At 67.9% G+C, this 20,931-nt stretch carries 14 protein-coding genes; 10 read left to right on the plus strand and 4 right to left on the minus strand.

Features of this window, described 5'->3' with window-relative positions; all coding sequences use genetic code 11:
• The first annotated feature begins 42 nt into the window (after positions 1 to 42).
• From G6N57_RS04415 to katG, 4 genes are all read left to right on the plus strand, one after another.
• Positions 43 to 441, plus strand: coding sequence for a GtrA family protein (locus G6N57_RS04415; RefSeq protein WP_077740659.1), 399 nt, complete (start codon positions 43 to 45; stop codon positions 439 to 441).
• Between the two features lie 38 nt (positions 442 to 479).
• Positions 480 to 1,862 (plus strand): decaprenylphosphoryl-beta-D-ribose oxidase, encoded by a 1,383-nt coding sequence (locus G6N57_RS04420; RefSeq protein ID WP_077740660.1) that lies wholly within the window; start codon positions 480 to 482, stop codon positions 1,860 to 1,862.
• A 149-nt stretch (positions 1,863 to 2,011) separates the two neighbouring features.
• Positions 2,012 to 2,416 (plus strand): Fur family transcriptional regulator, encoded by a 405-nt coding sequence (locus G6N57_RS04425; protein WP_077741924.1) that lies wholly within the window; start codon positions 2,012 to 2,014, stop codon positions 2,414 to 2,416.
• 33 nt (positions 2,417 to 2,449) lie between these two features.
• Complete coding sequence (katG, locus tag G6N57_RS04430; protein WP_077740661.1) at positions 2,450 to 4,648, plus strand: catalase/peroxidase HPI; 2,199 nt, start codon at positions 2,450 to 2,452, stop codon at positions 4,646 to 4,648.
• Between the two features lie 53 nt (positions 4,649 to 4,701).
• Here the strand turns inward: katG and G6N57_RS04435 are convergent, their stop codons facing one another.
• The 4 genes from G6N57_RS04435 to G6N57_RS04450 all read right to left on the minus strand — a co-directional run bounded on the left by G6N57_RS04435 (position 4,702) and on the right by G6N57_RS04450 (position 7,277).
• Positions 4,702 to 5,325, minus strand: coding sequence for a TetR/AcrR family transcriptional regulator (locus tag G6N57_RS04435; protein WP_077740662.1), 624 nt, complete (start codon positions 5,323 to 5,325; stop codon positions 4,702 to 4,704).
• A complete protein-coding gene (locus G6N57_RS04440; RefSeq protein WP_075923146.1) occupies positions 5,322 to 5,537 on the minus strand; it encodes a hypothetical protein in 216 nt (71 codons plus the stop codon). Before G6N57_RS04440 ends, G6N57_RS04435 begins: the two co-directional genes overlap by 4 nt.
• The gene (locus G6N57_RS04445; RefSeq protein WP_077740663.1) at positions 5,534 to 6,619 is read right to left on the minus strand and encodes an oxygenase MpaB family protein; all 1,086 of its coding nucleotides are present in this window, start codon (positions 6,617 to 6,619) and stop codon (positions 5,534 to 5,536) included. The genes G6N57_RS04440 and G6N57_RS04445 overlap by 4 nt, the downstream gene beginning before the upstream one ends.
• 94 nt (positions 6,620 to 6,713) lie before the next feature.
• The gene (locus tag G6N57_RS04450) at positions 6,714 to 7,277 is read right to left on the minus strand and encodes a TetR/AcrR family transcriptional regulator (RefSeq protein WP_077740664.1); all 564 of its coding nucleotides are present in this window, start codon (positions 7,275 to 7,277) and stop codon (positions 6,714 to 6,716) included.
• Positions 7,278 to 7,358: 81 nt separating this feature from the next.
• Here G6N57_RS04450 and G6N57_RS04455 point away from each other — a divergent pair, with 81 nt between their 5' ends.
• The 6 genes from G6N57_RS04455 (at position 7,359) to G6N57_RS04480 (ending at position 20,923) form a co-directional block, all read left to right on the plus strand.
• Positions 7,359 to 8,237, plus strand: coding sequence for an SDR family oxidoreductase (locus G6N57_RS04455; protein ID WP_077740665.1), 879 nt, complete (start codon positions 7,359 to 7,361; stop codon positions 8,235 to 8,237).
• A 92-nt stretch (positions 8,238 to 8,329) separates the two neighbouring features.
• Positions 8,330 to 9,094, plus strand: coding sequence for a decaprenylphospho-beta-D-erythro-pentofuranosid-2-ulose 2-reductase (locus tag G6N57_RS04460; RefSeq protein ID WP_077740666.1), 765 nt, complete (start codon positions 8,330 to 8,332; stop codon positions 9,092 to 9,094).
• Positions 9,094 to 10,965 (plus strand): galactan 5-O-arabinofuranosyltransferase, encoded by a 1,872-nt coding sequence (locus G6N57_RS04465; protein ID WP_077740667.1) that lies wholly within the window; start codon positions 9,094 to 9,096, stop codon positions 10,963 to 10,965. Before G6N57_RS04460 ends, G6N57_RS04465 begins: the two co-directional genes overlap by 1 nt.
• A complete protein-coding gene (locus G6N57_RS04470; RefSeq protein ID WP_407665962.1) occupies positions 10,955 to 14,233 on the plus strand; it encodes an arabinosyltransferase domain-containing protein in 3,279 nt (1,092 codons plus the stop codon). Before G6N57_RS04465 ends, G6N57_RS04470 begins: the two co-directional genes overlap by 11 nt.
• A gap of 226 nt (positions 14,234 to 14,459) precedes the next feature.
• A complete protein-coding gene (locus G6N57_RS04475; RefSeq protein ID WP_407665963.1) occupies positions 14,460 to 17,726 on the plus strand; it encodes an arabinosyltransferase domain-containing protein in 3,267 nt (1,088 codons plus the stop codon).
• Positions 17,723 to 20,923, plus strand: coding sequence for an arabinosyltransferase domain-containing protein (locus tag G6N57_RS04480; protein WP_077740669.1), 3,201 nt, complete (start codon positions 17,723 to 17,725; stop codon positions 20,921 to 20,923). The genes G6N57_RS04475 and G6N57_RS04480 overlap by 4 nt, the downstream gene beginning before the upstream one ends.
• The last annotated feature ends 8 nt before the right edge of the window (positions 20,924 to 20,931 follow it).

The raw sequence follows: 20,931 nt of genomic DNA on the forward strand, positions 1-20,931 counted from the left end.
ACGGTACGGCCTCGCTAAGCTGCCTGGGTGGCTGAGCCCGTGATGTCGCCGACCCTTGACCTGAAAACGCAGGCGTTCCGGTTCGTCGTGACCGGTGGGTTGTCGGCGATCGTGGACTTCGGGCTCTACGTCCTGCTCTACAAGGCCTTCGGGTTACAGGTCGACCTGGCCAAGACGATCGGTTTCATCGCCGGCACCACCACCGCCTACCTCATCAACCGGCGCTGGACGTTCCAGGCACCGCCGAGCACGGCGCGGTTCATCGCGGTGTGGGCGCTCTACCTGGTCACCTTCGCCGTCCAGGTCGGGCTGAATCACCTGGTCCTCCACCTGGCCGATTACCGGTCGTGGGCGGTTCCGGTGGCGTTCGTGATCGCCCAGGGCACCGCCACGGTGATCAACTTCATCGTGCAGCGCGCGGTGATCTTCAAGCTCCACTGAGATCCGGGCCCGACTACTGCCGGGTACGCTTCTCTGCGATGTCGACTACCGATTTGCCGACCACTCCCAAGCGCCTGACAGGCTGGGGCCGGACCGCACCGACCGTGGCACAGGTGCTCTCAACCAGCGATCCCGAGGTCATCGTCAAGGCCGTGACCCGGGCTGCCGAGCAGAAGGGCCGGGGCGTGATCGCCCGCGGGCTGGGGCGTTCCTACGGCGACAACGCGCAGAACGGCGGCGGACTCGTCATCGACATGTCGTCGCTCAACCAGATCCACTCGATCGACGCCGGCACCAAGCTGGTCGACGTGGACGGCGGGGTGAACCTCGACCAGTTGATGCGGGCCGCACTGCCGCACGGGTTGTGGGTCCCGGTGCTGCCGGGCACCCGGCAGGTGACCATCGGTGGCGCCATCGGCTGCGACATCCACGGCAAGAACCACCACAGCGCCGGCAGTTTCGGCAACCACGTCCGCTCGATCGACCTGCTGACCGCCACTGGCGAGATCCGCAAGCTCACCCCGGACGGCCCCGAAGCCGAACTGTTCTGGGCGACGGTCGGCGGCAACGGACTGACCGGCATCGTGCTGCGGGCCACCATCGAGATGACCCCCACGGAGACTGCGTATTTCATCGCCGACGGCGACGTCACCCACGGCCTCGACGAGACCATCGAGTTCCACAGCGACGGCACCGAGGACAACTACACGTACTCGTCGGCCTGGTTCGACGCGATGAGCGCCCCGCCCAAGCTGGGTCGCGCGGTGATCTCTCGCGGCTCGCTGGCGAAACTGGACCAGCTGCCCCCGAACCTGCGGCGCGATCCGCTGAAATTCGATGCGCCGCAGTACTTCACCACACCGGACATCTTCCCCAACGGTTTGGGCAACAAGCTGATCTTCGGCGCCATGACCGAGGTCTGGTACCGGCTCGGCAAGACCTACCGCGGCAAGGCCCAGAACCTGACGCAGTTCTACCACCCGCTGGACATGGTCGGGGAATGGAACCGCGCCTACGGCTCCGTCGGCTTCACCCAGTACCAGTTCGTGGTGCCCACCGAGGCCGTCGACGAGTTCAAGCGCATCATGATCGACATCCAGCGCTCGGGGCACTACTCGTTCCTCAACGTGTTCAAGCTGTTCGGCCCCGGCAACCAGGCGCCGCTGAGCTTCCCGATCCCCGGCTGGAACGTCTGCGTCGACTTCCAAATCAAGCCCGGCCTCAGCGAGTTCCTGACCGAACTCGACCGCCGGGTAATGGAATTCGGTGGACGGCTCTACACCGCCAAGGACTCGCGGACCACCGCGAAGACGTTCCACGCCATGTATCCGCGGATCGAGGAGTGGCTGGCGGTGCGCCGCAAGGTGGATCCCGACGGCCTGTTCGTCTCCGACATGGCGCGCCGACTGGAGCTCGTCTAGCTCCTGGCCGCCCGGCGCCGTCAAGCGGTCGCCGACCCGGTGTAGGTCGCCTCACTGTTTCCCTCGGATTCGCGAGAATTTTATTCTTGACTAATTCCAGAAAAGGGACAAGACTTCGGTCCGTGGCGACAACCGCGGACTTCCAGCAGATGCTGCGAAGCGCCGACATGCGTGTGACCCGCCCTCGAGTGGCGGTGCTGCACGCGGTCCATGCGAACCCGCACGCCGATACGGAGACGATCATCCGGTCGGTGCGTGAAGACCTGCCCGAGGTCTCCCACCAGGCCGTGTATGACTCGTTGCATGCGCTGACCGCAGCAGCACTGGTGCGGCGCATCCAACCATCCGGTTCGGTCGCCCGATACGAATCACGTATCGGCGACAACCACCACCACGTCGTGTGCCGATCGTGTGGCGCAATCGCCGACGTGGATTGCGCGGCTGGGTCGGCCCCATGCCTGACCGCGTCTCACGACCACGGCTACGAGATCGATGAAGCCGAGGTTATCTATTGGGGTACTTGCCCCGAATGTTCCACTGCTCCAACGAAATAACCCTTAACCCGCCAGCCCCGGAAAGGATTTGTCATGGCCGACGCCGAAACGCACCCCCCGATTGGTGAAGCACAAACCGAACCCGCCGAAAGCGGCTGTCCGATGCGGATCAAGCCTCCCGTCGAGGGCGGCAGCAACCGTGACTGGTGGCCCAACGCGGTCAACCTGAAGATCCTGCAGAAGAACCCGCCCGCCATCGACCCGTCGGACGAGGGCTACGACTACCGCGAGGCCGTCAAGACCCTCGATTTCGAGGCCTTCGAGCGCGATTTCGATGAGCTGCTGACGAATTCACAGGAGTGGTGGCCGGCCGACTTCGGTCACTACGGCCCGCTGTTCGTCCGCATGTCGTGGCACGCCGCCGGCACCTACCGGGTGCAGGACGGCCGCGGTGGCGGCGGACGCGGTATGCAGCGCTTCGCCCCGCTGAACAGCTGGCCCGACAACGTCAGCCTGGACAAGGCCCGTCGCCTGCTGTGGCCGCTGAAGAAGAAGTACGGCAAGAAGATCTCGTGGTCCGACCTGATCGTCTACGCAGGCAACCGGGCGATGGAGCACATGGGCTTCAAGACCGCCGGCTTCGCCTTCGGACGCCCGGACTTCTGGGAGCCCGAGGAGGACATCTACTGGGGCGCCGAGGCCGAGTGGCTCGGGTCGCAGGACCGCTACGCCGGCAGCAGCGACCGCACCAAGCTGGAGAACCCGCTGGCCGCCAGCCACATGGGTCTGATCTACGTCAACCCTGAAGGCCCCGAGGGCAATCCGGACTACCTGGCCGCGGCCATCGACATCCGCGAGACCTTCGGCCGGATGGCGATGAACGACATCGAGACCGCCGCCCTGATCGTCGGTGGCCACACCTTCGGCAAGACCCACGGCGCCACCGACATCGAGAACGGCGTGGAGCCCGAGGCCGCACCGCTCGAGCAGATGGGCCTGGGCTGGGCCAACCCCGGCGTCGGCAACGAAACCGTCAGCAGCGGCATCGAGGTCACCTGGACCCACACCCCCACCAAGTGGGACAACTCGTTCCTGGAGATCCTCTACAGCAACGAGTGGGAGCTGACCAAGAGCCCCGCGGGCGCCAACCAGTGGAAGCCCAAGGACAACGGCTGGGCCAACTCGGTGCCGATGGCGCAGGGCACCGGCAAGACCCACCCGTCGATGCTGACGACCGACCTGTCGATGCGGTTCGATCCGATCTACGGCAAGATCACCCGCCGCTGGCTCGACCACCCCGAGGAGCTGGCCGAGGAATACGCCAAGGCCTGGTTCAAGCTGCTGCACCGCGACCTCGGTCCGGTGAACCGCTACCTCGGACCGCTGGTGCCCAAGCAGACCTGGCTGTGGCAGGACGTCATCCCGGCCGGCAAGCCCCTGAGCGATGCCGATGTCGACACGCTCAAGGCCGCCATCGCCGACTCGGGTCTGACTGTCCAGCAGCTGGTTTCGACGGCCTGGAAGGCAGCATCGTCGTTCCGTTCCAGCGACATGCGCGGCGGCGCCAACGGCGGCCGGATCCGGCTGCAGCCGCAGCTGGGCTGGGAGGCCAACGAGCCCGACGAGCTGGCCCAGGTGATCCGCAAGCTCGAGGAGATCCAGGCCGCCTCCGACACTGGGGTGTCGTTCGCCGACCTGGTGGTCCTCGGCGGTGCCGTCGGTATCGAAAAGGCAGCCAAGGACGCCGGATTCGACATCACCGTGCCGTTCCTGTCGGGTCGCGGCGACGCCACCCAGGACCAGACCGACGTCGAGTCGTTCGCGTGGCTGGAAACCCTCTCCGATGGGTTCCGCAACCACGTCGGCAAGGGCGATCCGCTGCCGCCGGAGTACCGGATCATCGACAAGGCCAACCTGCTGGGCCTGACCGGTCCGGAGCTCACCGTGCTGATCGGTGGCCTGCGCGTGCTCGGTGCCAACCACGGTGGCACGGATCTCGGTGTGCTGACCGACAAGAAGGGCCAGCTGACGAACGACTACTTCGTCAACCTGACCGACATGGGCATCAAGTGGGCCCCGTCGCCTGCCGATGACGGCACCTACATCGGGTCCGACCGGGCCAGCGGTGCGCAGAAGTACACCGCCAGCCGCGTCGACCTGCTGTTCGGCTCGAACTCGCAGCTGCGGGCCCTGGCCGAGGTGTACGCCGAGGACGATTCCAAGGAGAAGTTCGTCAAGGACTTCGTCGCCGCTTGGAACAAGGTGATGAACGCCGACCGGTTCGACGTCTGATCAGTTAGTAACAACGACACCCCGCGAGCTTCGGCTCGCGGGGTGTTGTTGTGTCACTGGGCCTTTGCCCGCATGGCCCGGTAGGCGGCCTTGCCGAAGGTCTCCGCCACCAACGCCGAATCGTCGTCGGTGAGCATCTTCCGGATTGCCGCTTCGCAGATCGCCAGGAACACCTCGACCAGCATCGGCAGTGTCACGTCGAGATCGGCAACCTGCCACCGCTCCAGCAGCGGGCGCATCACCGTGGCGAGCTGGCCGCGGAGGCGCTCCCGTCCGCGCGCGATGGCGGCGGTGAGCACCGGGTCGGGGTCGGCCCCGAACATGATGCGCCACGAGGCCGGACGCTCACGCACGGTGCTGTGCAGCGCGCGGAACCCGTCGACGAACAGCTGCTCGATCGAGCCGGTGCGCTGCGGCGGCAGCAGTTCGAGCAGGCTGGCCAGCACCTGGTCGGTTTCCCGATCCAGCAGTGCGGCAAGCACTTCCCCGCGCCCGGGATAGCAGGCGTACACCACCGGCCGAGTGACCCCCAGACGGCTGGCGATGTTTCCCATCGTCACGTCGGCCAGGCCCTGCTGCGCGGCGATCTCCAACGCGGTGTCGAGGACCTGTGGCCGGCGCCGGTCCGGGCCCAGGTGTTCGGCGCGGCCGCGGTTGGCGATTGCGGCTCGGTTCATGTGAGAGAGACATTCGCGATGATCAGTACCGGCCACGCGACGATCTCGCCCAACAACGAGAACAGCTTGTCCAAACCCGTCAGCCCGACAATGTGATCGCTGTGGGTGAGGGCCCACACCATGCCGATCACGAAGTACGGGGCGCCCACCACGATCGCAAGGTAGACGAGTTGCCGGATGCTCAACCGGTAATCGAGAAGATTCTTGATCACTTGCCGATCCCGCCGAGAATCGGCTGGGACTCCACGATGCCCTCGTCACTCGGTGCAATCCCCTCGCCGAACACGCGGACCTGCTGGCGTTCACGAAGAGTGAAGTGCGCCTGGCTCGGCGCGTCATAGCCGAAGCGGCGTTGGGCCTCGCGCGGTGTCGTGGTGATCGGATCCTTGGGCGGAACCGACAGCAGGACCCGCGCGCCGATCGGCAGGGTGGCCGGGGACAGCAGGCGAAGCAGAATCAGCTGGAGCCGCTTACTCATGGCGATCAGGGTGAAAGAGGCACTCAGCGGGGGCACCACCAGCGCGTCGAGCACGCGGGACGTACTGAGCCCGGCCATCTTTCGCATCCAGCGCGGCATGGTCGCCAGAGTGCCGCGGCGCAGGAACGCGGTGATCACCTTGGTCCCCGGCCGCAGCAGCAGCGGCATCTTGGGCAACATCACCTCGGCGCCGAGCAGATGATGCATGGCCTGCCGGGCGATGTCCGAGCCGATCAACTGGGGCCGCATCTTCTCGAAGTACTCGCGGATGCCTTCGCGGGTCAGCGGAATGTCGGACGGATCGCAGGTCTGCAGCTCGGCGGCGAGCGCGCATTCCCGCCAGTACTGCAACTCCTCTTCCGGCGAGAGTCGGCCGGGCCCGTACTTCTCATAGGCCACCAGGATGGAATGCCACGCGGTCAGGTGAATCCACAGCTGCGAGTCGGGATCGTTGGCGTCGTAGGTCTTCCCGGTGACCGGGTCCGTGCCGATGGCCTTGGAGTGGATCTTCACCAGGACGTCGGCGGCCTTGGTGGTCGAGCGGCTGTCGTCGAATGCCACCATGGCGAAGTAGCGCAGCGTCCGGTCATACCGGGTGCGCGGGCGGGAGTAGATCTCGTGGGTCTTGTCGACCGCCGCGACGAGTGCCGGGTCGAGTTCTTCGATGACGACGGCGCGCTGGAACCCGATCGACAACGAGGTGGGGTAGCTCCACACCTTCCACGTCATCGAATCGGGACCGAAGAAGCCGTAGTCCTCCCCCGGCTCCGTCTCGGGCAACGTCAGCCAGTCGCGGATCGTCATGATCTCCCCCATTTCCTACACGGTGTAGGGAAAAGCTACGTCGTGTAGGAAATGCGGTCAAGGGTCTGCGGTCGAATTTTCGAACGAGGTTGCCGGCGACCGCGCGTCAGTTGGCGGCGACGGCTTTGAGCTCGGCGAACGCCGCGTCGATCACATCAGCCAAATCCGGGCCGTCGGATGCCGAGACCCATTGCCCGAAAGCCACTTTGAACACCGCGATGCCGGTCTGTGCGGCCAGGCTGGCAGCGGGCTCAGGAATGCCGCGCGCACGCAGGGCCTCGGCGGTGGCAGCGGCGAGCGCGGCGAGCTTGGCAAGCTCACGCTCCTGCAAACCCGGATTGGCGTCGATCACAGCTTGCCGCCGGCGGGCGTGGTCCCGCCGTTCGACGAAGATCCCCGTAACGGCTCCCAGCCCCGCCCTGACCATCTCCAGCGCCGAGGCCGACTCCGGCGCGTCCGCAACCGCGCCCACGAGGGTGTCGCTCAGCAGGTGCTCACCCCAGAACAGAACCTCACGCTTGTCGGCGAAGTAACGGAAGTAGGTCCGCTCGGTAAGCCCGGCCCGCTCGGCGATCTCGGCGACGACGGTCTTCTCGAAGCCCTGCTCCCCGAACAGCTCGAGCGCAGCCTCTTCCAGCCGGCCACGAGCATTGGGTTCCCATCGCGCCATCCGGAGATTCTAGGTGATGACAGTCGCTGGCATCGGGCGTATGGTCGTGATGACAGCAACTGACATCACTCGGAGGTTCCCATGCGGATATTCGTCACCGGCGCATCCGGCTTCATCGGCTCTGCCGTCGTAGCCGAGCTCATCGGGGCCGGCCATCAGGTCGTCGGCCTGGCCAGGTCCGACGAGTCGGCGACAGCCCTGCGCACGGCAGGCGCCGACGTGCACCGCGGCGACCTGAACGACCTGGACAGCCTCCGCTCCGGCGGACAGGCCGCCGACGGCGTCATCCACCTGGCCTTCGTACACGACTTCGACGAGTTCGCCGCCGTCAGCGAGATCGACCGCCGCGCCATCGAGGCACTCGGCCAGACACTGGCCGGGTCGGACCGGCCGCTGGTCGTGGCCTCCGGCACCACAGGCGTCCGGCTGGGCGAGGTCGCAACCGAGGACGACGCGGTGACGCCCGGTTTGCCGCGCGTCTCCGAGGCGACGGCATTGACGTTCGCCGACCGCGGCGTGCGCTCATCCGTGGTGCGGCTGCCAGCCTCGGTACACGGGCCGGGCGACCACGGATTCGTGCCGCGGCTCATCGAGATCGCCCAGGAAAGGGGCGAATCCGGCTATCCCGGCGACGGGTCCAACCGCTGGCCGGCCGTGCACCGCCTCGACGCCGCGCGATTGATCCGGCTTGCCGTCGAATCGGCGCCACCGGGCTCGCGACTGCACGCTGTCGCCGAGCAGGGCATCCCGGTCCGCGACATCGCCGGGATGATCGGCAAGCAACTGCGACTGCCCGTCACCAGCATCTCCCCCGACGCGGCAATGGAGCATTTCGGATGGATCGGCGGGTTCTTCTCGCTCGACGCCCCCGCATCGAGCACGCACACCAGGGAGCGGTTCGGCTGGACACCCATCGAGCTCGGACTGCTCGACGACCTCGCGCTCGACCACTACTTCTGAGCGCCAATCCCCTGGCCTGGACGTTCGGCTTCGAGGGAGGGGACGCACGGTACCCTCGTCACGATGTCCCACGAGGCTTGGAGCTGCGCTAGATGGTGTTCGACGCCGTAGGTAACCCCCAGACGATTCTGCTGCTCGGCGGCACTTCAGAGATCGGGCTCGCGATCTGTGAGCGCTATCTGCGCGACGCGTCGGCCCGCATCGTGCTGGCCGCCCTGCCCGGCGATCCGGGCCGCGACGATGCGGTGGCCCAGTTGCGCAACGCCGGCGCCAGTTCGGTGGAAGTCATCGACTTCGACGCGGTCGACACGGCCAGCCACCCCGACGTGATCGACAAGGCATTCAGCGCAGGCGACGTCGATGTCGCGATCGTCGCGTTCGGCCTGCTCGGCGACGCCGAGGAGCTGTGGCAGAACCAGCGCAAGGCCGTGCAGATCGCCGAAATCAATTACACCGCAGCCGTTTCCGTCGGCGTCCTGGTCGGCGAGAAGATGCGGGCCCAGGGCTACGGCCAGATCATCGCGATGAGCTCGGCCGCGGGTGAGCGGGTCCGCCGGTCCAACTTCGTCTACGGCTCGACCAAGGCCGGGCTCGACGGGTTCTACCTCGGCCTCGGCGAGGCGCTGCGCGAATTCGGCGTGAAGGTGCTGGTGATCCGACCGGGCCAGGTGCGCACCCGGATGAGTGCGCACGTCAAGGAAGCTCCGCTGACCGTCGACAAGGAATACGTCGCCGAACTGGCCGTCACGGCTTCGGCCAAGGGCAAGGAGCTGGTCTGGGCGCCAGGTGCGTTCCGCTACGTGATGATGGTTCTGCGGCACATCCCGCGGCCCATCTTCCGCAAGCTTCCTATCTAATGCAGGTGCGTCCGGCCAGGGTCATCGGACACATGGTGATCGCCCTGATGCTCGCCTCGGCGGTGGCCGGGGTGTCGATCGCCGCGATCGCCCAGGTCCAATGGCCGGCCTACAACACGTCCAACCAGCTGCACGCGCTCACCACGGTCGGCCAGGTCGGCTCGCTGGCCGGAATCCTGGCCGCCGGGGTGATCTGGCGCCGGGGCCGGCGCACCCTGGCCCGGCTGGCCGCGCTGATCTTCCTGTCGGCGTTCTCGGTGGTCACCCTGGCGATGCCGCTGGGCGCCACCAAGCTGTACCTGTTCGGGGTCTCGGTCGACCAGCAGTTCCGCACCGAATACCTGACCCGGCTGGCCGACGCCCCCGGCCTGAACGACATGACCTACTTCGGCCTGCCGCCCTATTACCCGGCCGGCTGGTTCTGGATGGGCGGGCGCATCGCCGCCGCCACCGACACCCCGGCCTGGGAGATGTTCAAGCCCTGGTCCATCGTCTCGATCACCATCGCCGTCGCACTCGCATTCGTGTTGTGGGCAACCATGGTTCGCTTCGAGTACGCGCTGATCGTCACCACCGCGAGCACCGCGGCCATGCTGGCCTACTCCTCCACCGAGCCCTACGCCGCGATCATCACCGTGCTGCTGCCGCCGGTGTTCGTACTGGCCTGGTCCGGTCTACGGGGCAAGACCCGCAACGGCGGCTGGGCCGCCGTCATCGGCGTCGGGATCTTCCTCGGCTTCGCCGCCCTCTTCTACACCCTGTTGCTGGCGTACTGCGCTTTCACGCTGGCATTCATGGCACTGGTGCTCGCCGTCGCGCGCCGCAGCATCGACCCGCTGCTGCGGCTGGCGGTCATCGCCGTGATCTCGGGGCTCATCGCCCTGATCACCTGGGGCCCGTACCTGCTGGCCGCGATGCGCGGTCAACCCGCGGAGAAGGGCACCGCCCAGCACTACCTTCCCGACGCCGGCGCCCAACTGACCTTCCCGATGCTCAGCTTCACGCTGCTCGGCGCGCTGTGCATGCTCGGCACGCTGTGGCTGGTGGTCCGGGCGCGCAGTTCGACGCGGGCCGGCGCGCTGGCCGTCGCGGTGCTCGCCGTCTACGCCTGGTCCCTGCTGTCGATGCTGACCACGCTGGCCGGTACCACCCTGCTGTCGTTCCGGTTGCAGCCCGCGCTGACCGTGCTGCTCACCACCGCCGGGGCGTTCGGGTTCATCGAGACGGCACAGGCGATCGCCAGGCGGTACCAGCCGGAAACCGCACGCCGCGTGATCACCGCGGCCGCCGCCGTCGGCGCGATCGGCGCCATCACATTCAGCCAGGACATCCCCGACGTGCTGCGCCCCGACATCAACGTGGCCTACACCGACACCGACGGCACCGGCCAGCGGGCCGACCGCCGGGCTCCCGGCGCCGAGCGCTACTACCGCGAGATCGACGCCAAGATCGCCGAGGTCACCGGGGTGCCGCGCAACCAGACCGTGGTGTTGACCGCCGACTACAGCTTCCTGTCGTACTACCCCTATTACGGGTTCCAGGGGCTGACGTCCCACTACGCCAACCCACTGGCCGAGTTCGACAAGCGGGCCAAGGCCATCGAGGGCTGGGCCACGCTCAGCACGGCCGACCAGTTCGTCAAGGCACTCGACGAAATGCCCTGGAAGGCGCCCACAGTGTTCCTGATGCGCCACGGCGCCAACGACACCTACACGTTGCGTCTGGCCTCCGACGTCTACCCCAACCAGCCGAACGTGCGCCGCTACCACGTGGCGCTCGACGCAGCACTGTTCAAAGATCCACGTTTCGAGGTGACCGACATCGGCCCGTTCGTCCTGGCGATCAGAAAGCCCGTTCCCGATGGCCATTAATTCCGGCGCTGATACGCCGATAGCATCAGAGCCCGTGACGGGACCGCAGGGAACCGCCGGCAGCAACCACCGGACGGTGCGGCTCATCGCGATCGTCGCCGGTCTGCTCGGCGTACTGATGGCGGTGGCGACACCGCTGCTTCCGGTCAAACAGACCACCGCCCAGCTCAACTGGCCGCAGAACGGCACCTGGCAGAGCGTCAACGCGCCGCTGATCGGGTACGTCGCCACCGACCTGACCATCAGCGTGCCGTGCCAGGCCGCCGCCGGGCTGGCCGGACCGGAGAACCGCGGTCGCACTGTCCTGTTATCCACCGTCCCCAAACAGGCACCCAAGGCCATCGACCGCGGCCTGCTGATCGAGCGGGTCAACAACGACCTGCTGGTCATCGTGCGCAACACCCCGGTGGTCAGCGCGCCGTTGGATGCGGTGCTCAACCCGGCCTGCCAGACACTCACATTCACCGCGCACGCCGACAAGGTGACCGGCGAATTCGTCGGGCTGACCCAGGGTGACGCCAGCGCCACCGCCGACCACCCCGACGCACCCCTGCGCGGTGAGCGCGGCGGCTACGACTTCCGGCCACAGATCGTCGGCGTCTTCACCGACCTGTCCGGGCCTGCACCCGAGGGCCTGAAGTTCTCGGCCACCATCGACTCCCGCTACAGCAGTGCCCCGACGCTGCTCAAGATGCTGGCGATGATCATCGGCGTCGCGATGACCGTGATCGCGCTGGGCGCGCTGCATCGCCTCGACACCGCCGACGGCGTCCGGCACCGACACTTCCTGCCGCCCCGCTGGTGGTCGATGACACCGTTGGACGGACTGGTCACCGCGGTGCTGGTGTGGTGGCACTTCGTCGGGGCCAACACGTCCGACGACGGCTACATCCTGACCATGGCCCGGGTGTCCGAGCATGCCGGTTACATGGCCAACTACTACCGCTGGTTCGGCACTCCCGAAGCCCCGTTCGGCTGGTACTACGACCTGCTGGCGTTGTGGGCCCACGTGTCCACGTCCAGCATCTGGCTCCGGCTCCCGACCCTGCTCATGGCTCTGGCCTGCTGGTGGGTGATCAGCCGCGAAGTGCTGCCGCGACTCGGTCGCGCCGTCAAGACCAACCGCGCGGCCGCCTGGACCGCCGCGGGCATGTTCCTGGCGTTCTGGCTGCCGCTCAACAACGGCCTGCGGCCCGAACCGATCATCGCCCTCGGCATCCTGCTGACCTGGTGTTCGGTGGAACGCGGCGTGGCCACCAACCGGATGCTGCCGGTGGCCGTCGCGATCATCATCGGCGCGCTGACCCTGTTCTCCGGCCCCACCGGCATCGCCGCCGTCGGCGCCCTGCTGGTCGCCGTGGGACCGCTGAAAACCATTGTCGCCCGGCATACTTCACGCTTCGGGCATCTGCCGCTGCTGGCCCCGATCCTGGCCGCGTGCACCGTGACGATCATCCTGATCTTCCGCGACCAGACCCTGGCCGGTGAGCTGCAGGCCAGCACCTTCAAATCCGCCGTCGGCCCCAGCCTGGCCTGGTTCGACGAACACATCCGCTACTCGCGGCTGTTCACCAGCAGCCCGGACGGTTCGGTGGCGCGACGCTTCGCGGTGCTGACCCTGCTGGTGGCACTGACGGTTTCGGTGGCGATGACCCTGCGCAAGGGCCGCATCCCCGGCACCGCCGCCGGTCCGAGCCGGCGCATCATCGGCATCACGATCATCTCGTTCCTGGCGATGATGTTCACCCCGACCAAATGGACCCACCACTTCGGCGTGTTCGCCGGGCTGGCCGGATCGCTCGGCGCACTGGCCGCGGTCGCGGTGACGGCCGCGGCGATGAAGTCCCGGCGCAACCGGTCGATGTTCGCCGCGCTCGTGCTGTTCGTCATGGCGCTGTCGTTCGCGACCGTCAACGGCTGGTGGTACGTCTCCAACTTCGGAGTGCCCTGGTCCAACTCGTTCCCCGAGTGGCACTTCGGATTCACCACCATGCTGCTGGGGCTTTCGGTGCTGGCCCTGCTGCTGGCGGCCTGGTTCCACTTCACCGACCGCGACGAATCCCCGGACGGGCCGCAGAAGCGCTGGCAACGGATCGTGCAATCGCCGCTGGCGATCGCCGCGTGGCTGCTGGTGATGTTCGAGGTGGTATCCCTGACCCTGGCGATGACGGCCCAGTACCCGGCCTGGTCGGTCGGGCGCTCCAACCTCGAAGCGCTCACCGGCAAGACGTGCGGCTTGGCCAACGACGTCATGGTCGAGGAGAACGCGAACGCCGGACTGCTGGCACCGATCAGCGAACCGCCCGGACAGGCCCTCGGCGCGGTCACCGCGCAGGGATTCGGCCCCAACGGCATCCCCTCGGACGTCTCGGCCGACCCGGTGATGGAACAGCCCGGCGCGGGCAACTTCGCCGACACCGACTCCGGCACCGTGACCGGCAGCGAGGTGGGCACCGAGGGCGGGACCACCGCGGCCGCCGGGGTCAACGGATCCCGGGCCCGCCTGCCCTACGGCCTCGACCCGGCCACCACCCCGGTGCTGGGCAGCTGGCGAGCCGGCACCCAGCAGCCCGCGATCATGCGCTCGGCCTGGTACCGGCTGCCCGACCGCGACAAGGCCGGTCCGCTACTGGTCGTCTCGGCCGCAGGCCGCTTCGATCCGGGTGAGGTCGTGGTGCAGTGGGCCACCGATGCCCAGGCCGCCGAGAACAAGCCCGGTGGTGGCGTCGGATTCGCCGACGTGGGCGCAGCGCCGGCCTGGCGCAACCTGCGCGCCCCGATGGCCGCCATCCCGCGCGAGGCCACCCAGATCCGCCTGGTCGCCTCCGACGACGACCTGGCCCCGCAGCACTGGATCGCGGTGACCCCGCCGCGGATCCCGGAGCTGCGCACCCTGCAGGACGTGGTCGGATCAGAGGACCCGGTGCTGCTGGACTGGCTCGTAGGCCTGGCGTTCCCGTGCCAGCGGCCGTTCGGTCATCAATACGGCGTCACCGAGGTGCCCAAGTGGCGGATCCTGCCCGACCGCTTCGGCGCCGAGGCCAACTCGCCGGTGATGGACTACCTCGGCGGTGGCCCGCTGGGCATCTCCGAGCTACTGCTGCGGCCATCGAGCGTGCCGACGTATCTGAAAGACGACTGGTTCCGGGACTGGGGCTCGCTGCAACGGCTCACCCCGTGGTACCCGGACGCCGAACCGGCCCGTCTGGACCTGGGCACCGCGATCCGCAGTGGACTGTGGAGCCCGGCACCGCTACGACACAGCTAGGCGCCGCCTTCGGGGGCCAGGTGCCGAGCACTACGCGGCGAATTGCAGTCACCATCAAGCAGCAATCCGCCGCACAAGCACCTGCGAGCCCGAATCCGGGTGCGCCTGCCCGCAGGGGTCCTGCGCCGTCTCGGTGACGCCGCTTGATTAGAAGTTCGCACACACACTCACCAAAAGGGCGACGGAGAACCGGGGCTCACATACGGGTCGCATAACATCGAGCCTCGTGCCTTCCGATGAGCCAACCGACCGTGTTGTGGGCATCGCACGCCTGATCGCCATCGTCGCGGGCATCGCGGGTGTGGTGCTGTGCGCGCTGGTGCCGCTGCTGCCCGTCAAACAGACCACTGCGACCGTCCTGTGGCCGCAGGGCACCGACGCCGCCGGAAACGTCACCTCGGTGACGGCCCCGCTGGTGTCGGGCGCCCCGCAGTCCCTGGACGTGTCGATTCCGTGCTCGGCGATCGCCACGCTGCCCGCCGAGGGCGGCCTGGTGTTCTCCACCATCCCGGCGGGCGGCATCGACGCCAGCCGCAACGGGCTGTTTGTGCGCGCCAACCCCGAAACCGTGGTGGTCGCATTCCGGGATTCGGTGGCCGCCGTCGCTCCCCGCGCCGCGATCAACGCCGGCGCCTGCAGCGCGATGCACCTGTGGGCGAACCTCGGCGGCGTTGGCGCCGACTTCGTGGGCATCCCCGGCGCCACCGGCACCGCTCCGGTGGAGAAGAAGCCTCAGGTCGCCGGCCTGTTCACCGACCTGAAGATGACGCCGCAGCCCGGGCTGAGCGCACGCGTCGACATCGACACCCGGTTCATCACCTCGCCGACCGCGCTCAAGCTGCTGGTGATGACCCTCGGTGTGGTGTGCGTGGTGGCCTCGATCATCGCGCTGGCCGTCCTCGACCGGCGCGGCGGACATCACGTGGGCGGGGCGTGGAAGCGCTTGGTCAAGGTTCCGGTCGCGACCTGGATCGCCGACATCGGCGTCATCGGCGGCCTGCTGCTCTGGCACGTCATCGGCGCCATCTCATCGGACGACGGCTACAACCTGACCATCGCGCGGGTATCGGCCGACGCCGGCTACACCGCCAACTACTTCCGCTACTTCGGCGCCACCGAGGCCCCGTTCGACTGGTACCAGTCCGTGCTCGCCCACTTCGCGGCGATCAGCACCGCGGGCGTCTGGATGCGCGTGCCCGCCACCCTGGCCGCGATCGGCACCTGGCTGCTGCTCAGCCGCTGGGTGCTGCCCCGGCTCGGTCGGCGGGTGGCACTGAACCGGGTCACCATGTGGACCGCGGGAGCGGTGTTCCTGGCCGCCTGGTTCCCGTTCAACAACGGCCTGCGCCCCGAACCGCTCATCGCGTTCGGCGTGCTCGCGGTGTGGGCGCTCGTCGAGACGACCATCGGAACGCACAGATTGTGGCCCACCGCCCTGGCGATCATCGTCGCCGCGTTCAGCGTGACGCTGGCCCCGCAGGGCATCATCGCGGTGGCGCCGCTGCTGGTCGGTGCGCGCAGCGTCGTCGGCATCATCCGCAGCCGGCGCATCGCCCTGCCCGCCCTCGCCGCGCTCGCCGGCTCGGCCGCCCTGATCTTCGTCGTCATCTTCCGCGACCAGACCCTGGCCAGCGTCGCCGAATCGGCCCGCATCAAGTACACCGTCGGCCCGACCATCTCCTGGTACCAGGAATTCCTGCGCTACTACTTCCTGACGGTCGAGGACTCGGTCGACAGCTCACTGACCCGACGGTTCGCCGTGCTGGCCATGATGCTGTGCCTGTTCGGCATGATCGCGCTGCTGCTGCGCAAGGGCCACGTACCCGGAATCGCCAGCGGACCGGTCTGGCGTCTGATCGGCACCACCGCGATCGGCCTGCTCCTGCTGCACTTCACCCCGACCAAGTGGGCCGTACAGTTCGGCGCCTTCGCCGGACTGGCCGCGGCGCTCGGCGCGGTGACGGCATTCGCCTTCGCCCTGGTGGGCCTGCACAGCCGACGCAACCTGGCGCTCTACGTCACCGCACTGCTGTTCGTGCTCGCCTGGGCCACCTCCGGCATCAACGGCTGGTTCTACGTCGGCAACTACGGCGTCCCGTGGTTCGACCGCCAACCGGTGATCGCCGGATTCCCGGTCACCACGATCTTCTTGGCGCTGGCCATCATCACCGCGGTGCTGGCCGGCTGGCTGCACTTCCGCATCGACTACGCCGGGCACACCGAGGTGGCCAACACCCGGCGCAACCGGGTGCTGGCGTCGACGCCCCTGCTGGTGGTCGCCGTGATCATGGTGGTGCTCGAAGTCGGCTCGATGACCAAGGGCTTCGTCCAGCGCTACCCCGTCTACACCACCGCCAAGGCCAACCTGTCGGCGCTGACCTCGGGCCTGTCCTCGGACAGCTGCGCCATGGCCGACGACGTCCTCGTCGAGGCCGACACCAACGCGGGCATGCTGCAGCCGGTGGAAGGCCAGACCTACGGCGAGTACGGACCGCTCGGCGGCGAGAACCCGGTCGGCTTCACTCCCAACGGGATCAGCGACACGCTCGAACCGCCGAAGCCCGTCGTCGCCAACCCCGGCACCGTCAACTCCGACGGCTCACCCAACAAGCCGAACGTCGGCATCGCCTACGCGGCCGGTACCGGCGGCGGCTACGGACCGGTCGGCGTCAACGGCTCCCGCGTGTACCTGCCGTTCGGCCTCGACCCGGCCCACACGCCGGTGATGGGCAGCTACAAGGAGAACACCGTGGCCGCCAAGGCCACCTCGGCCTGGTACCAACTGCCGCCGCGCACTGCGGACCGGCCGCTGGTGACGGTCGCCGCCGCCGGCGCCATCTGGTACTACGACGAAGAACACGAGTTCCACTACGGCCAGTCGCTGAAACTGCAGTGGGGCGTGCACCGTCCCGACGGCAGCTTCCAGGCCCTCGACGCCGTGCAGCCGATCGACGTGTTCGCCCAATACGCCTGGCGCAACCTGCGTTTCCCGCTCGCCTGGGCGCCGCCGGAGGCCAACGTGGCGCGGATCGTCGCCGACGACCCGAACCTCTCCGAGGATCAGTGGTTCGGCTTCACCCCGCCGCGGGTGCCGACCCTGCAGACCGCGCAGCAGTTCCTCGGCGCGCAGACCCCGGTGCTGATGGACATCGCGACCGCCGCGAATTTCCCCTGCCAGCGCCCGTTCTCCGAACGTCTCGGCGTGGCCGAGCTGCCGGAGTACCGCATCCTTCCCAACGTCAAGCAAGTGGTGGTGTCGTCGAACATGTGGCAGTCCGCCCAAAAGGGTGGTCCCTTCCTCTTCATCCAGGCGCTGCTGCGCACGTCGACCATTCCGACGTATCTGCGTGACGACTGGTACCGGGACTGGGGCTCGATCGAGAAATACGACCCGGTGGTGCCCGCCGGGCAGGCGCCCGTCGCCAACATCGATGAAGGAACCCAGCGAGTGTTCGGCTTCAGCCGGCCCGGACCGATCCGAGCCCTCCCATGACGACGACCGTGCGCGAACACAGCGCTGACAAGGGCGTTCAGCTGACCCGCTGGGTCGCGATGATCGCCGGTCTCATCGGGTTCCTGTGTGCGGTGGCGACACCGCTGCTGCCGGTGGTGCAGACCACCGCCACGTTGAACTGGCCCCAGCAGGGTCAGCTGAGCAACGTCACCGCGCCGCTGATCACCCAGACTCCGGTCACCATGTCGGTGACGGTGCCGTGTGAGGTGATCCGGTCGATGCCGCCCGAGGGCGGCATGGTGCTGGGCACCGCGCCCAAGGAGGGCAGGCAGGCCGCGCTCAACGCGCTGTTCATCCACGTCAACAGCAAGCGCGTCGACATCACCGACCGCAACGTGGTGATCGCCAGCGTCTCGCGGGAGAAGGCCAATTCCCCGGCCTGCCAACGGATCGAGATCACCTCGTCGGACGCAGGCACCTTCGCCACCTTCGTCGGGCTCACCGGCACGGACGGCAAGGAGCTGCGCACCGGCTTCGCCGACCCGAACCTGCGGCCCCAGATCGTCGGTGTCTTCACCGAACTGAGCGGGCCTGCCCCGCAAGGGCTTTCCCTGTCGGCCACGATCGACACCCGGTTCACCTCCAAGCCCACCCCGCTCAAGCTGGCGGCGATCCTGCTCGGCATCGCCGCCACCGTGGTCGCGGTGCTCGCGCTGTGGCGGCTGGACCGGCTCGACGGACGGCGCATGCACCACCTGATCCCGTCGCGCTGGCGCACGTTCAGCGCTGTCGACGTGGTGGTGGTCGGCGGGTTCCTGTCCTGGCATGTGATCGGGGCGAACTCGTCGGACGACGGCTACATCCTGCAGATGGCGCGGGTGGCCGACCATGCCGGCTACATGTCGAACTACTTCCGCTGGTTCGGCAGTCCCGAAGACCCGTTCGGCTGGTTCTACAACCTGCTCGCGCTGATGACCCATGTCAGCGATGCCAGCATCTGGATGCGCCTGCCCGACCTGATCTGCGCGCTGGTCTGCTGGCTGCTGCTGTCGCGTGAGGTGCTGCCGCGCCTCGGGCCCGCGGTGATCGCCTCCAAGCCCGCGCTCTGGGCGGCGGGCCTGGTGTTGATGGCGGCCTGGATGCCGTTCAACAACGGCCTGCGCCCCGAAGGCCAGATCGCCACCGGCGCACTGATCACCTACGTGCTGATCGAGCGGGCCATCATCTCCGGACGGCTCACACCGGCCGCGCTGGCGATCATCTCCGCGGCCTTCACCCTCGGCATCCAGCCGACCGGCCTGATCGCCGTCGCCGCACTGCTCGCCGGTGGTCGTCCGCTGCTGCGCATCCTGGTGCGTCGTGGCCGCACGCTGGGCGTGTGGCCGCTGGTGCTGCCGCTGCTGGCCGCCGGAACCGTGATCCTGACCGTGGTGTTCGCCGACCAGACGCTGGCAACAGTGTTGGAGGCCACCAGGATTCGTACCGCGATCGGCCCGAGCCAGGAGTGGTACACCGAGAACCTGCGCTACTACTACCTGATCCTGCCGACCGTCGACGGTTCGCTGTCCCGCCGCTTCGGCTTCATCATCACCGCGCTGAGCCTGTTCGCGTCGCTGTTCATCATGTTGCGGCGCAAGCGGATTTCCGGAGTGGCCCGCGGGCCGGTATGGCGGCTGATGGGCATCATCTTCGCCACCATGTTCTGCCTGATGTTCACCCCCACCAAGTGGGTGCACCACTTCGGCCTGTTTGCCGCGGTGGGTGCGGCGATGGCCGCGGTGGTGACGGTGGTGGCCGGGCCCGCGGTGCTGCGCTCGGCCCGCAACCGGATGGCGTTCACGTCGGCTGTGTTGTTCGTCCTTGCCCTGTGCTTCGCGACCACCAACGGCTGGTGGTACGTGTCGAGCTACGGCGTGCCGTTCAACAACGACAAGCCCAACATCGGCGGAATCACCGTGAGCGCCATCTTCTTCGCGCTGTTCGCGCTCACCGCGTTGTGGGCGTACTGGCTGCATCTGCGGCCGTCGGCCGAGGGCCGGGTGGCGCGGGCACTGACCACCGCTCCGGTGCCGATCGCGGCCGGGTTCATGGTGGTGGTGTTCGTCGGTTCGATGCTCTACGGGGTGGTCCGTCAGGACGGCACCTACTCCAACGCGTCGTCCAACCTGCGTGCGTTCGCCGGCGGCTGCGGCCTGGCCGACGACGTGCTGGTCGAACCCGATACCAACGACGGGTTCCTCACCCCGGCGCCGGGCGACTACGGCCCGCTGGGCCCGCTGGGCGGCACCGCCCCGACCGGGTTCACCCCGAACGGCGTGCCGGACCACATTGTCGCCGAGGCGATTCGGATCACCGTGCCGATGCCGGGCATTGACGCCGACTGGAACGCCGACGTCAAGCTGGACACCCCCGGCATCAACGGCTCGACCGTGCCGCTGCCGTACGGGCTGGATCCGGCTCGGGTGCCGCTGGCCGGCAGCTACGCCGAAGGCCCTGGACAGCAGGTGAGCAAGCTGGCCTCGGCCTGGTACCAGCTGCCCGCACCCGACGCCGCCCACCCGCTGGTCGTCGTCACGGCGGCCGGAACCATCACCGGCAACAGCATTTTCAACGGCCGCACCGAAGGCCAGACGGTCGAGCTCGAGTACGGACGGCCCGGGCCCGACGGCGTCGCGGTGCCGGCTGGTCGGGTGGTGCCCTACGACCTGGGGCCGATCCCGTCGTGGCGCAACCTGCGCTTCGACCGCAGCGAGATCCCGGCCGACGCCACGTACGTCCGCGTCATCGCCGAGGACAAGTCGTTGAGCCCCGGCGACTGGGTCGCGGTCACGCCGCCCCGGGTCCCCGAGGTCAAGACCGTGCAGCAGTACATCGGCTCCCAGCAGCCGGTGCTGATGGATTGGGCTGTCGGACTGGCGTTCCCGTGCCAACAGCCCATGCTGCACGCCAACGGCGTCACCGAGGTGCCGAAGTTCCGGATCACCCCGGACTACAACGCCAAGATGAAGGACACCGACACCTGGGAGGACGGCATCAACGGCGGTCTGCTGGGCATCAGTGACCTGCTGCTGCGCCAGCACGTGATGGCCACCTACCTGAACAAGGACTGGGGCCGCGACTGGGGTTCACTGCGCAAGTTCGACACCATCGTCGAGGCGACTCCGGCGAACATCGAGCTTGGGACGGCGACACATTCGGGGCTGTACAAGCCGGGCCGGATCCGGATCAAGCCGTAGGGCAAGAG

This window comes from Mycolicibacterium boenickei (assembly GCF_010731295.1).
Classification (GTDB): domain Bacteria; phylum Actinomycetota; class Actinomycetes; order Mycobacteriales; family Mycobacteriaceae; genus Mycobacterium; species Mycobacterium boenickei.

Coding starts and splice junctions, on each gene's coding strand:
- G6N57_RS04415 (WP_077740659.1), top strand. CDS start 43: ATGTCGCCGACCCTTGACCTGAAAACGCAGGCGTTCCGGTTCGTCGTG.
- G6N57_RS04420 (WP_077740660.1), top strand. CDS start 480: ATGTCGACTACCGATTTGCCGACCACTCCCAAGCGCCTGACAGGCTGG.
- G6N57_RS04425 (WP_077741924.1), top strand. CDS start 2,012: ATGCTGCGAAGCGCCGACATGCGTGTGACCCGCCCTCGAGTGGCGGTG.
- katG (WP_077740661.1), top strand. CDS start 2,450: ATGGCCGACGCCGAAACGCACCCCCCGATTGGTGAAGCACAAACCGAA.
- G6N57_RS04435 (WP_077740662.1), bottom strand. CDS start 5,325: ATGAACCGAGCCGCAATCGCCAACCGCGGCCGCGCCGAACACCTGGGC.
- G6N57_RS04445 (WP_077740663.1), bottom strand. CDS start 6,619: ATGGGGGAGATCATGACGATCCGCGACTGGCTGACGTTGCCCGAGACG.
- G6N57_RS04450 (WP_077740664.1), bottom strand. CDS start 7,277: ATGGCGCGATGGGAACCCAATGCTCGTGGCCGGCTGGAAGAGGCTGCG.
- G6N57_RS04455 (WP_077740665.1), top strand. CDS start 7,359: ATGCGGATATTCGTCACCGGCGCATCCGGCTTCATCGGCTCTGCCGTC.
- G6N57_RS04460 (WP_077740666.1), top strand. CDS start 8,330: ATGGTGTTCGACGCCGTAGGTAACCCCCAGACGATTCTGCTGCTCGGC.
- G6N57_RS04465 (WP_077740667.1), top strand. CDS start 9,094: ATGCAGGTGCGTCCGGCCAGGGTCATCGGACACATGGTGATCGCCCTG.
- G6N57_RS04470 (WP_407665962.1), top strand. CDS start 10,955: ATGGCCATTAATTCCGGCGCTGATACGCCGATAGCATCAGAGCCCGTG.
- G6N57_RS04480 (WP_077740669.1), top strand. CDS start 17,723: ATGACGACGACCGTGCGCGAACACAGCGCTGACAAGGGCGTTCAGCTG.